General features: G+C 42.0%; 11 protein-coding genes. 5 read left to right on the top strand and 6 right to left on the bottom strand.

The window, feature by feature from the left end:
- Positions 1-94: 94 nt before the first annotated feature.
- Positions 95-556: an NfeD family protein gene (locus tag MTCD1_RS10895; RefSeq protein WP_057183123.1), complete on the bottom strand. Its 462-nt coding sequence runs from the start codon at positions 554-556 to the stop codon at positions 95-97.
- Between the two features lie 36 nt (positions 557-592).
- The gene (locus MTCD1_RS10890; protein ID WP_057183126.1) at positions 593-1564 is read right to left on the bottom strand and encodes an SPFH domain-containing protein; all 972 of its coding nucleotides are present in this window, start codon (positions 1562-1564) and stop codon (positions 593-595) included.
- Positions 1565-1897: 333 nt separating this feature from the next.
- Here MTCD1_RS10890 and ilvD point away from each other — a divergent pair, with 333 nt between their 5' ends.
- Positions 1898-3577, top strand: coding sequence for a dihydroxy-acid dehydratase (gene ilvD / locus MTCD1_RS10885; protein ID WP_057183128.1), 1680 nt, complete (start codon positions 1898-1900; stop codon positions 3575-3577).
- 279 nt (positions 3578-3856) lie between these two features.
- Here the strand turns inward: ilvD and ppnP are convergent, their stop codons facing one another.
- Positions 3857-4171, bottom strand: a complete 315-nt coding sequence (gene ppnP, locus MTCD1_RS10880) for a pyrimidine/purine nucleoside phosphorylase (RefSeq protein ID WP_057183131.1) — start codon at positions 4169-4171, stop codon at positions 3857-3859.
- Positions 4172-4587: 416 nt separating this feature from the next.
- Entirely contained in the window at positions 4588-6069 is a 1482-nt protein-coding gene (gene ilvC, locus MTCD1_RS10875) for a ketol-acid reductoisomerase (protein ID WP_057183132.1), read from the bottom strand.
- 207 nt (positions 6070-6276) lie between these two features.
- Here ilvC and ilvY point away from each other — a divergent pair, with 207 nt between their 5' ends.
- The gene (gene ilvY / locus MTCD1_RS10870; RefSeq protein ID WP_057183134.1) at positions 6277-7155 is read left to right on the top strand and encodes an HTH-type transcriptional activator IlvY; all 879 of its coding nucleotides are present in this window, start codon (positions 6277-6279) and stop codon (positions 7153-7155) included.
- A 15-nt stretch (positions 7156-7170) separates the two neighbouring features.
- Here ilvY and MTCD1_RS10865 read toward each other — a convergent pair whose 3' ends face one another.
- On the bottom strand, positions 7171-8694 hold the full coding sequence (locus MTCD1_RS10865) for a YifB family Mg chelatase-like AAA ATPase (RefSeq protein ID WP_057183136.1): 1524 nt from the start codon (positions 8692-8694) through the stop codon (positions 7171-7173).
- Between the two features lie 443 nt (positions 8695-9137).
- On the opposite strand from MTCD1_RS10865, the gene ilvG reads away from it, so the two are divergent.
- From ilvG to ilvA, 3 genes are all read left to right on the top strand, one after another.
- Entirely contained in the window at positions 9138-10802 is a 1665-nt protein-coding gene (gene ilvG, locus MTCD1_RS10860; RefSeq protein ID WP_057183138.1) for an acetolactate synthase 2 catalytic subunit, read from the top strand.
- 1 nt (position 10803) lies between these two features.
- Positions 10804-11067, top strand: coding sequence for an acetolactate synthase 2 small subunit (ilvM, locus tag MTCD1_RS10855; protein ID WP_057183140.1), 264 nt, complete (start codon positions 10804-10806; stop codon positions 11065-11067).
- Between the two features lie 302 nt (positions 11068-11369).
- Positions 11370-12938 (top strand): threonine ammonia-lyase, biosynthetic, encoded by a 1569-nt coding sequence (gene ilvA / locus MTCD1_RS10850; RefSeq protein WP_197410305.1) that lies wholly within the window; start codon positions 11370-11372, stop codon positions 12936-12938.
- A gap of 133 nt (positions 12939-13071) precedes the next feature.
- Here the strand turns inward: ilvA and MTCD1_RS10845 are convergent, their stop codons facing one another.
- On the bottom strand, positions 13072-13551 hold the full coding sequence (locus MTCD1_RS10845; protein ID WP_082606605.1) for a YybH family protein: 480 nt from the start codon (positions 13549-13551) through the stop codon (positions 13072-13074).
- Between the last annotated feature and the right edge of the window lie 19 nt (positions 13552-13570).

Below are 13570 nucleotides of genomic sequence, written 5' to 3'. Positions count from 1 at the left end.
TACGTAAGAAATTGACAATAAAAAACCAGTACGAATAATGATATTCGTACTGGTTTATAATAACTCTGATAAATTACTTTAAAAGAATAGTGAGTTAGTTAATTGGCGCAACCAACATAGTGTTTCCCGTAATCGCCACAATAGTACATTGGCTATTACTTTCAATTACCTCAATATCAACATCATCAGCTAAACGCGCCGGCCAATTAAGTCCTGAGTAACGAATACTACCACTAGCTTTGGTAATATCATCACTTACCGGTACTTGCAAACCTATCATATCGCTGGAATCATCGGTTTTGCTGCGGGAGTTTTGCATCTTCTTTAACGGCTTCCACAGCAACAAGGTAATAACAGCAGATAATACCCCAACCACCAATATTTCATTTTGCCAACCGTCAATAAGTCCGACACTGATTAACACCCCAGTGAGAGCGCTGGCGATAGCAAAGAATAATAACGGGCCACTTAAGCCCATAATACCTAACTCAAGCACTAGACTTAAACCCGCGATGGCATACCAGATAAGTTGATGGTTTTCTAAAAAGGTCTGCATATTAATATAATTCCTTACCTTTAACTCTTAGCAACATTAAAGCTTTAAACTACTCGATACCGCAATCGCTTGGGCAACAGTATTGGCAATGTTATCACCGGTTTTACCATCGGTTAGCACTATAGTACTTTCATTCGCTATGGCAAGATGCGCCTTAATAGCATCTTGCGCTAAGGTCAAGGTTACCGCCGCTCGACCTTGTTCAGTATTGGCGACATTACCCACCACCTCTAAGGCACTAGCATCGGCTTCAGCCACTAAACGTATCGCTTCAGCTTTACCGGTTGCCTCTAATATTTGTGATTCTTTAGTGGCTTGTGCCGCTAATACTTGCTCTGCTTTTGCCGCTTCTGCATCTAAAACACGCGCTTGTTTTAAACCTTCAGCTTCGGTAATGGCGGAGGTTTTAACCCCTTCAGCGGTTAAAATCACCGAACGTTTTTCTCGCTCTGCCGTCATTTGTTTTTCCATATCTTCACGAATGGTTTGCGGCGGGGTGATATCTTTAATTTCATAACGCGTCACCATAACGCCCCAAGGTGCGGTCGCTTCAGTCATAGCACCTAAAATTTGCGCATTGATAGCATCACGATTTTGGAAACATTCATCTAACTCCATCGAACCAATAGCATTACGCATTGAGGTCATGGCAAGTTGCACAACGGACGTTTTATAATCGGTAATGTTATTGGTCGCGGCAGCGGCATCGATAACTTTCATAAACAAAATACCGTCTATATCCAAGGTGATATTATCTTTGGTGATGGCTGGCTGAGAGATTATTTCTAACGATTGCTCTTTTAAATTTCGATCAGCCGCCACTGTTTGTACGTAAGGAATAAGAAAATTTAAACCCGCCGATAGGGTTTTGGTGTATTTCCCTAAGGTATAAACAACATAGCCACGGTTTTGCGGCACAAAATAGACACCCTTTTTTAGGGTGTATAAAATAACAATCGTCACCCAGACAAGCGGGTTAGTGAGTAAGCTTAACAAGATATTGTCCATAAATAAATTTACCTTCTAATGATATGAATTTAACTGAGAATTATTTCTGATCACACGTTAATTGACTGTTAACTGCAAAGCAAGTTATTTCTAGCTAGGCTCTTGGTTACACTGTTCTTTTTGCCTGTATGATATTAAAGGTTTACTAGCAACCAGCGCACACGTTAATACGGTCTGCCTCAAGCTGTCTTTTTATCACTGACCACTTATTGTTCACCTTTAAGTCACTGGCTCTGGTTATATCTCAGAAGAAAAAATGCCCGCTATCGGCTAGTTTTATTTAAGAGAAAACTCTATGATGGTGGACATTAATAAGCCAAAACACTAATACTCATGTCAGAAATTAATAAATATTCAAAAACAATCACTTTAGACGAATCACAACCTGCTTCACAAGCCATGCTATATGCCATTGGTTTGACCGAAGAAGACATGAAAAAAGCTCAGGTTGGTATTGTTTCTACCGGATGGGAAGGAAACCCGTGCAACATGCACTTAAACGACCTGGCTAAACAGGTCAAAACCAGCGTAAAAGCAGCTGACTTGGTGGGCTTAATATTTCACACCATCGGGGTAAGTGATGGTATTGCCAATGGCACTGAGGGCATGAAATATTCGCTGGTTTCCCGTGACATCATTGCTGATTCTATCGAAACGGTCGCTGGCGCTCAGTATTATGATGCCATTGTGCCAGTGGTTGGCTGTGATAAAAACATGCCCGGGGCTATGATTGCTTTAGCGCGTTTAAATCGTCCGGCTATTTTAGTTTATGGCGGTACTATCAAAGCAGGAAAGTGGAAAGGTGAAGACTTGAACATTGTTTCTGCTTTCGAAGCTTACGGCAAAAAATTACAGGGCGTGATCACTGACGAAGATTATAAGGGTATCATTCAAAATGCTATCCCCGGCGCTGGCGCCTGTGGTGGCATGTACACGGCTAATACCATGTCTTCCGCCATTGAAGCGTTAGGCATGAGTCTACCCTACTCGTCTTCCAACCCAGCGGTTAGTGATGAGAAAAAAGTTGAATTGACCAAAGTGGGTGCTGCCATCAGAAACTTGATGGAAAAAGACATCAAACCAAAAGACATTATGACCAAAAAGGCCTTTGAAAATGCCTTGCGCATCATCATGATTTTAGGCGGTTCCACCAACGCCACTATGCACATGATTGCCATGGCGCGTGCCTGTGGCGTTGACTTAACCCTAGATGATTTCCAAGCTATGGCTGACAAGACCCCCTTCTTGGCCAACTTAAAGCCATCGGGTGAATACTTGATGCAAGATTTACATGCGATTGGCGGCATTCCGGCAGTAATGAAATATTTATTGGCTGAAGGTTTATTGCACGGCGATTGTTTGACCGTTACTGGTAAAACAATCGCGGAAAATCTGGCTGATGTACCTGGTCTGCCCGCAGGCCAAGATATCATCCGACCTATTGATAATCCTTTGAAAGCAACGGGTCACTTACAAATTCTTTATGGTAACCTGGCGGTTGAAGGTTCGGTAGCAAAAATCACCGGTAAAGAAGGCGAAATATTTGAAGGTCCGGCCAGAGTTTATGAAGATGAATTTGCCGCCATTAAAGGTATCTCAGCAGAGGTACAAAAAGGTGATGTGATTGTTATTCGTTATTCTGGACCCAAAGGTGGCCCAGGTATGCCAGAAATGCTTAAACCCACTTCCGCAGTAATGGGTGCTGGCCTTGGCAATGACGTGGCTTTAATCACCGATGGTCGATTTTCCGGTGGTTCTCACGGTTTTGTTGTTGGCCATATTACCCCAGAAGCTTCTGAAGGCGGCTTGATTGGTTTGGTACAAAATGGTGACATTATCCGCATTGATGCTATCTCGAACACTTTAGAGCTAAAGGTCGATGAGGCTGAAATCGCCAAGCGAAAAGCAGCTTGGGTAAAACCTGCTTACCGGGCAACCAGCGGCGTACTAAGAAAATATATCGCCACAGTAAAATCAGCATCGCTGGGCTGTGTTACCGATGAAATAGACTAATTCGCGTGATAGGTTTGCAGCACCTGATGCTTTATCGGCTCAGGTGCTCGCTGATAGCAGGCCCACCATCGAGGGTTACGCTTTGGCTATGAATGCGACCAGTACCCTAAAGTTAGACCTGCTTACCCTTGTCCAGCGAGCAGCTTCGATATCTCAACAAACCCAGAGTATGCTCACCACAACAAGGCGAATTGAAAAAGATATTGTCTGAAGTGGTCAAGTAATATTAACATTGGCGCAATAGCGTCTAATGTTAACTAATAGTAATCAGTAAATTAGTTAGCTTATATAAGTACAACAATAATCCACTAAGGTTTTAGCTTTGATCTCAAAGGAGCTATTAGCTTCAACGTTAAAAGATTGTCCGGCGCTGATACTTTGCCAATCACTGGCACCGCTAAGTAAAACTTCACACTCTCCGGCGGTAATTTCCATCAGTTCTTGTTCATTGGTGGCAAACTTATAATCACCTGGCATCATAATGCCTAAGGTTTTAAAACTACCATCACTAAAGGTAATTTTACGGCTGGTGACTTTGCCATCGAAATAGACATTGGCGGCTTTGCTTATGGTAACTTGTTTGAACTCTGACATAGGTTTGTTCCTTGTTAAGACGTTTTTAATGTTCGGCAATTAATAGCAAAATTTTCACTTATACCAAATTGATTAAGTTCTTTCCCACTCAGCGAGAGATAAAAGGCTTAGAGGCAAGGCATTGTTTGAAGAGAATGGTTATTCCCTTCTCAAAAATCAATAACGCAGCGTGTAAGCCTTTTAAACTCGCCCTTGGGAGCTTACTCGATGCCCACTAACTTCGTTAAATTCATTTGATTTAGAGTGACTAAACCGAAACGAGTTTGCCTAATTATTGAACATCGAGTATAGCTCTGAGTTGGGAAGAAATTTAATCAAATTGGTATTAAATATCCAGGCAATAAAAAACGGCATTGACGTTGAATTCAGCTGCCGTTTTTAGTTACTTATACTCGCTCTACTTCAAGATACGAGTATTATTTTGCACTAGCAATTTTCTTCATATCTTTCATGTAACCACGCAATTTTTTACCAATCACTTCAACACCATGACTGCGAATAGCTTCGTTTACTTCAATTAAACGAGCATTATCAACATTATTTGAGCTATCTTTGAACCCTTCGCCTAATTCTTCAAGGGTTAATTTTTGCGTAAAATCTGCAAGCAAGGGTACTGCTGCATGGGTAAATAAGTAGTTGCCATATTCGGCAGTATCAGAAATAACCACGTTCATTTCGTATAGCTTGTTACGCGCAATACAGTTAGCAATTAATGGTGTTTCATGCAGTGACTCGTAATAAGCCGACTCTTCAACAATGCCAGCCTCAACCATAGCTTCAAAAGCAAGTTCAACGCCGGCTTTGATCATAGCAATGACGAAAATTCCCTTGTCGTAATACTCTTGTTCAGTAATTTCTGTTTCGCAATCAGCGGCTAATTCAAAGGTAGACTCAGCAGTTTCTGCACGCCATGTTAATAAGTTAATATCATCATTAGCCCAATCTGCCATCATAGTTTTCGAGAAGTGACCTTCAATAATATCATCCATATGTTTTTCAAATAACGGACGTAAAATCACTTTTAATTCTTCTGACATATCAAAGGCTTTTATTTTCGCCGGGTTTGATAATCTGTCCATCATGTTAGTGATGCCACCATGCTTAAGACCTTCAGTAGTTGTCTCTAAGCCGTATTGTAATAATTTACGCGCATAAGCTGCATCCATGCCTTGGGCGACTAATTGCTGGTGACCTAATACCGCAGCCGTTTGCAACATACCACAAAGAATGGTTTGCTCACCCATTAAGTCAGACTTAACTTCAGCAATGAATGATGACTGTAAAACACCCGCTCTATCACCACCAGTGGCACTGGCATAAGCCTTCGCAATGGCTAAACCGTTACCTTGTGGATCATTTTCTGGATGAACGGCGATAAGTGTTGGTACACCAAAACCACGTTTATACTCTTCACGTACTTCAGTACCTGGACACTTAGGCGCCACCATAACCACGGTGATATCAGGGCGAACTTGCATGCCTTCTTCAACAATATTAAAACCATGTGAGTAAGACAGCGTAGCGCCTTGCTTCATCAACGGCATGACCGCAGTAACGGCAGAAGTATGTTGTTTGTCAGGTGTTAGGTTTAATACTAAATCGGCTTGCGGAATCAATTCTGCATAGTTGCCAACAGTAAAACCATTTTCAGTAGCCCACTGCCATGATTGACGCTTCTCGCTGATCGCTGCATCACGTAGCGCATAAGAAATATTTAAACCAGAATCACGCATGTTTAAACCTTGGTTTAAACCTTGTGAACCACAACCAACAATAACAATGTTCCAGTCTTTGATGAAGTTACAGCCATCACTGAATTCTTCACGTTGCATAAAACGACATTGGCCTAATTGACCTAACTTTTCACGTAGGCTTAAGGTATTGAAATAATTGCTCATGTTGATTCCTTTAAATTTTGTTCTGGATATTAGTTAAAAACAAAGTCAGCTTTCTGACGATACTTTTTACCATGTTTTTTACCATGTAAACATCATAACCTAGCCTTCTTGTTGCAAAAAGTGATATATTCGCACCATCACGTTGCGTTTTTTGCAACGAACTATATAAATATACCTGCGCGATTAAAATCACGCCTACGGAAAGTCATGGATCAAAAAGCACTAGCGATGTTTAGCCATTTGAGCCAAAGTTTACACTTTGCTAAAACGGCACGTGCTCATCACATTAGCCCATCCACACTGAGTCGGGCAATTCAACGACTGGAAGATGAAGTCGGCGGTGAGTTATTACATCGCGACAATCGCACTGTGGTACTTACCGATATTGGCAAAAAATTCAAAATTTATGCCGAGCAACAGCTTGAGCAATGGCATAGTTTTAAGCAATCTCTTGCTGAAAAACAAATTGAGCTAACCGGGAAACTTCATATTTACTGTTCGGTTACCGCGGCGTACAGCCATTTACCGCCCTTGCTGGAACGATTTCGTGCTCGCCATCCTTTGGTAGAGATCATGTTAACCACGGGTGATGCTGCTGATGCCCTGGAACAAGTACAAAATCAATCCGTTGATTTTGCTATCGCTGCCGCACCAGAGCAGTTACCTCGTAGTGTTTACTTTCATCACTTAGATACCATAGCCATGGCGGTGATTGCGCCAACTATGGCGTGTAAAGTACAGCAGCAGCTGAGTGAAAACGTACTTACTTGGTCAAAAATTCCGATAATTTTGCCCGAACATGGTGCCGCTCGAAAACGATTTGAACTCTGGTATCGTAAAAAACAGCAAGGCAAACCTATGATCTACGCCACGGTTTCAGGACATGAAGCCTTGGTCAGTATGGTTGCTTTAGGTTGTGGCGTTGGCATAGTGCCGCAAGTGGTGGTGGATAACAGCCCGGTAAAAGATAAAGTGAGAAATCTCGCGAATATCGGCGAAATAGAGCCGTTCGAACTTGGCGTTTGTTGTTTGAATCAATCAAAAGCCCAGCCACTCATTAAAGCCTTTTTTCAGGCGATTTCTTAACATACCCAGCTTAAATCAAACGGCAATTGCGCTGGTTAAGTGACGTAACAACCGATCCATCGCCCGATAAGATAACGCTTCGGTCAAGTGCTTGCGAAGAATTTCTGGCGATTTTTCCATATCCGCTAGCGTACGAGAGATTTTTAAAATTTTATGGTGTGCACGGGTTGATAAACCCAATTTTTCTACCGCTAGCTCTAAAAATTCATTGTCATCAGCAGTTAACTGGCAATATTGTTTCAACTCCCGACTGCTGATATGAGCATTAGCTTTGCCTTGTCTTTGTAACTGAATCGCCCGACAGGCTTGCACTCGCTGTTGTATTTGGACACTTGTTTCATTTTTTTGACTGCTCTGTGCCCAGGTACCGCGAGGTAATCTGGCCACTTCAATTTGAATATCAATTCGATCAAGAAATGGCCCCGATAAACGATTTAAATAGCGCAACACTTGCTCTGGGGTACTGCGCTTATCGTTATAAAAACCCGTAGGGCTAGGGTTCATCGCAGCAATCAGTTGAAAACGTGCTGGAAAACATTGTTTGTGCAAAGCTCGCGAGATAGTGACTTCTCCCGATTCCATTGGCTCACGTAGTACGTCTAATACTTTTCGTTCAAACTCAGGCAATTCATCTAAAAACAGCACGCCATTGTGCGCTAAAGTAATTTCCCCAGGCTTAGGCTGACTGCCACCGCCCACTAAAGCAGCTGACGAAGCCGTGTGATGAGGGGCACGAAACGGTCGAGTAAACCAAGAGTTACGAGTAATCTCATGATGGCTAATCGATTGAATAGCAGCGACTTCTAGTGCTTCTTGCTCGGTCATTGGCGGTAGAATTCCTGCTAAACGACTGGCTAACATGGTTTTCCCTGTTCCCGGCGGACCGATAAACAATAAATTATGACCCCCACTGGCGGCCATTTCTAAAGCACGTTTTGCCAAGGGCTGGCCCATGACATCACTCATATCTAACCCTTGTCCACCCAACTCTTCGGCAATGAGCTGTTCAGTAACCAAGGGTAAAACTTTTTGACCGGCAAAGTGTGGAAACAACTGGGTTAAATGGCTAATGCCATGAATTTTTGCTTGCTTGACCCAACTAGCTTGCTCGGTGTTTTGCATGGGAATTATCAAGGTTCGCTGACTTTGACTACATGCCATAGCGACAGGGATTTCACCAACAATGGCTCTGAGTTCACCCGATAAAGCCAATTCACCGGCAAATTCATATTGGGATAAATCCACTGGTGGTAACTGCTCGGACGCCGCGAGAATACCAACAGCAATAGGTAAATCAAAGCGGCCGCCTTCCTTGGGTAGGTCGGCCGGTGCTAAGTTGATAGTGATGCGCTTAGCGGGAAACTCATAGCCGCAGTTGATAATGGCACTACGTACTCGATCTTTTGCTTCTTTTACCGAGGTTTCTGGTAAACCAACAATATTGAATGCCGGCAGGCCATTCGCTAGGTGAACTTCAACAGTAACGAGAGGAGATTCAAGACCAACTCGAGCTCGACTATACACACAGGAAAGTGACATAAAAGTTCCATTTTATTGATTCCATTTTTCCAGTGTAGTTCAAATATGATGAAATGGGTTTATTACCTATTGTCGATTAGCACACAAAAAAGCTATAACAAAAAAACTTGCACATAGGATTAGAGCTATGGTACTAATTTAATAAGTAAGCGACGCTGAACATAAAAATAACAAAAATTAGACGACGCAAAATAAATCCAGTAAAGAGATAAAATGCATAAATTCAACTCAATTATTATTAACCTTCTCGTCGTGGTGATTATTAGATCATCTCGAGGGTTTTGTTGAGCGAAAGAAAAATATGCAAACAAATAACAAACCCTCGCTTCGCAAGAACCGAGGGTTTTCTTTTTAGTACTTTGTTACTAAATTTTATTATGCATTTTATTAAAATATAAAACGCTGACAATATAGACATTAACAAGATAACAGTTGGAATCATCATGACCGAGAGTAAAACGCTAACAGGCAGCGCATTATTATTTGAAGTGTTAAAAGAACATGGCGTACAGCACGTTTTTGGCTACCCCGGTGGCGCCATAATGCCGATTTATGACGCTTTATACGACAGTGATGTGAAACATTTTTTATGCCGTCATGAGCAAGGAGCAGCATTTTCTGCGGTTGGTTATGCCCGTGCTGCCGGCAAAGTAGGTGTCTGTTTTGCTACCTCAGGTCCAGGGGCAACAAACTTAATCACTGGTCTTGCCGATGCATTGGCCGACTCAATTCCTATTGTTGCCATTACCGGTCAAGTTCCTACTTCTGCTATGGGTAGTGATGCGTTTCAAGAAATTGACATTTTTGGTTTATCCCTTGCTTGTACTAAGCATTCTTTTCAAGTAACCGATATTAATGATCTTGAAGAAGTTTTATATCAAGCCTTTGAAATTGCTCTGGAAGGTCGCCATGGCCCAGTACTGGTAGATATTCCAAAAGACATACAATTAGCCGCAGTAACTCAACGTTTCGACAAATTATCGCACTTAAAAAACAAGGTTAAATTACCGCTGGCTGATATCAGTAAAGCCCTTGAATTATTAACCCATGCCAAACAGCCTATATTGTACGTAGGTGGCGGTGTCGGTATGGCCAGTGCTATCGATGAAGTTCGAGAGTTTGCTAATAAAACCGGCATGCCAAGTGTCTCAACCTTAAAGGGCTTAGGTGCAATTAACCCTGATAATGACAACTACCTGGGCATGTTAGGCATGCACGGTACTAAAGCGGCCAACATTGCCGTGCAGGAAAGTGATTTATTAGTGGTGGTTGGCGCTCGTTTTGATGACCGAGTTACCGGTAAACTAGATGAGTTTGCTCCACATGCCAAGGTTATTCATTTTGATATTGATACCGCTGAAATTAATAAACGCCGCACCGCTGATGCTGCCATTTTAGGTGATTTAAAAGGCAATTTACCACTACTAACTATGCCGCTAGCAATCAAAGCATGGCAACAGAAAGTACAGCAAATGAAAACTGATTTTGCTTGGCGCTATGATCATCCAGGCGACAATATTTATGCCCCAGCGCTATTAAAAACCGTAAGTGATTTAATGCCAAGTAACACGTGTGTAACCACGGATGTTGGCCAACATCAAATGTGGGCTGCACAGCATATGAGCTTTGATGATCCAAGTAACTTTTTAACCAGTGGCGGCATGGGTACTATGGGTTTTGGTTTACCGGCAGCGATTGGCGCGCAAATATCACGACCGCACGATACCGTTATTGTTATCTCGGGTGATGGCTCAATTATGATGAATATTCAAGAGCTGGCTACTATCAAACGCTACCAAATCCCGGTAAAAATTGTGCTGATTGATAACGCAAAATTGGGTATGGTGCGTCAATGGCAAGACCTGTTTTTTGACGGTAGATTAAGTGAAACAGATTTATCAGATAACCCAGACTTTGTTATGTTATCGAGGGCGTTCGATATAAAATCACAGAAGATCACTAAAAAGAGTGAAGTCAAAGCTGCCATTGAAGAGATGCTAGATCATGATGGTCCTTATTTTTTACAAGTGAAAATTGATGCCACAGAGAATGTTTGGCCATTAGTACCGCCAAATACCGCAAATGATAAAATGATGGAGGGTGTTTAAGATGAATAAGTATCAACTAGTCATTATGGCTGACGATAAACAAGTGGTGCTAGAACGAATTTTACAAGTCACTCGTTATCGCGGCTTCTTAATTAATGCCATGAATGCCGAAGTAAATACCGGTAATAATGTTGCTACTATTACTATGACTGTCAGCAGTGATCGCCCTATTTCTCTGCTTATTGATCAAATTAACAAATTGATCGACATCAAGGATGTCAAAGTAGACGCTAGCCCAACAAAAATACCGCAATGTAGCGCTTAAAAACCAGCAGTGCCATACAGGTTAGCACCAGTAGCATAGCTGAAGTTTTATTAGAAAATGTGCTGACCACTCATATCCTCATCTAGGTATAAGAACATGGCTGGGTAATTTATACTTGGGTATGGCTATTTAATTGCCACGGCGCAAAAAACAGACATGGCTCATCGTAGCGAAGCAATGTTAGCTATGAGCGCTGCTAAAGCTGCGCTTAAGCCAAATAATTAACCGTGTTCTACTTGAGCTTAGTTGATACGTAACGACTCCAATTGATCGCTATGGCGATATATTTTTTAGGCAATACTATGACAGAAACACAGGCACTACTCTCGGCACAAGAAGCAAAACATGCAACGCAACTAGATTACCTTAGACGTATTCTATTAGCGCCAATTTATGATGTTGTGGTTGAAACCGAGTTAACGCAGCTCACTAAATTATCTGCTCGCTTAAATAACCAAATTTATTTAAAACGTGAAGATCAACAAGCTGTGCATTCGTTTAAGTTACGCGGTGCCTACAATAAGCTCAATAGCCTAAGTGAAGAGCAATGTATTCATGGTGTGATTGCCGCCTCTGCCGGTAATCACGCGCAAGGCTTAGCACTGGCGGCCAATAAGTTAGGCATTAAAGCGACCATAGTTATGCCTAAGACTACCCCAGAGATTAAAGTCGATAATGTCCGACGTTTTGGCGCTGAAGTACGCTTAGTTGGTAATAGCTATAATGAAGCACAAACCGCTGCTATTGAGTATGCCAAAGCCGAAAATAAAACCCTTATTCATCCTTTTGATGATATTGAGGTTATTGCCGGTCAAGGCACAGTCGCTAAAGAACTATTACAGCAGTTACCCAATGCCGATGTGGTTTTTATTCCTGTCGGCGGCGGTGGCTTACTTGCTGGCATGGCAGTATATTTAAAACAATTAAGTCCAAGTACAAAAATCATCGGGGTGGAAGCTCAGGACTCAGCTTGTTTAAAAGCTGCCCTTGACGCTGGCAAGCCTGTTGACCTGGAACATGTTGGCTTATTTGCTGATGGTGTCGCGGTTAAACGTATTGGTGCACACACTTTCGAGTTAATCCAGCATTATTGTGATGAAGTCATGACAGTCTCTACCGATGAAATTTGTGCCTCAATAAAAGATATCTTTGAACAAACCCGTGTTATTGCTGAGCCTGCCGGTGCTTTATCATTAGCTGGCTTACAAAAATATTGTCAAACTAGCAAGGGCGACGAAAAACTAGCAGCGATTTTATCCGGCGCGAATATGAACTTTCATACCTTGCGCTATGTCTCCGAGCGTTGTGAACTCGGCGAGAAAAAAGAAGCCATTTTAGCGGTGACTATCCCAGAAGAAAAAGGCAGTTTTAAACGTTTTTGCCAAGCATTAGGCAACCGCACAATTACTGAGTTTAACTATCGCTATTCGGGTAAACCGAGCGCAGAAATTTTTGTTGGTGTCCGTTTAGACGGTAGTGTGCAAGAGCGCCAAGAGTTACTGCAAGGTTTAGTTAGTGCTAACTATCAAGTGAGAGACTTTACCGATAATGAGTTAGCCAAATTACATGTTCGCTATATGATAGGCGGTAAAAATCCGAGTAATGCAGAAGACAGTAAAAAAGAGCGACTATTTAGTTTTGAATTTCCTGAACATCCAGGCGCCTTAGAGAAATTCTTAGATGCTATGGGTGAACATTGGAATATCACGCTATTTCATTATCGTAATCATGGCGCAGCTTTTGGGCAAGTACTTGCCGGCTTTGATCTAGATAAAAATCAGCAAGAGGCATTTTTTAAACACCTTGATGCACTGGGTTATCAATGGCAAGAAGAAAGCGATAACCTTGCCTATCAAACCTTTTTAAATTAACTATGCTGCTATCGCTAGCTTAATCGTTGTATTTAACTCAACCGATATCCACCGGCAATAGCAAGTCTATTGCCGGTGAATTAAACGCAACCGTTAGTCAAAAATCGGCTAGCGTAACATCTACCCAGATTATTTAATTAGACCAATGGATACGAATTATTTTCCATTCACCCTGTTGTTTTTCTAAGACCAGCGTCTCCATGCTTTGGTAATTACGCTCTTTTCCTTTGAACATCCCTGTAGTTTGACTACGAAACATTGATACCGCGGTGTTACCCATAACCTTGACATTATGCTCTAATGTTTTGCTATTTACTGCTGCTAGATATTTCATATCTGACAACATATGATGACTGGCATATTCATCAGCCGAGCGCTCTACTCCGCCCCCTTCAAATATTTGTACATCGTCTGCCAGTAACTGCCGAGCAGTAACTTTATCGCCAGACTTTAGTGCCTGATGAAAACGCTGAACCACCTTAGCCGCCATGGTATCGACGCCGATAAACATACTAGACTTTGTCTGTGCTTTTTTAGCATCGTCATGGGCATAAGCGGTCGGTACCAGGGCCGAAAATAGTACGGTGAAACATAGTAATTTATAACTTTTCATAGCTTCTCTCTTTTGTGTG

This window comes from Colwellia marinimaniae, assembly GCF_002207865.1.
Classification (GTDB): Bacteria; Pseudomonadota; Gammaproteobacteria; order Enterobacterales; family Alteromonadaceae; genus Colwellia; species Colwellia marinimaniae.
This window is presented reverse-complemented; position numbering and strand designations above follow the sequence as displayed.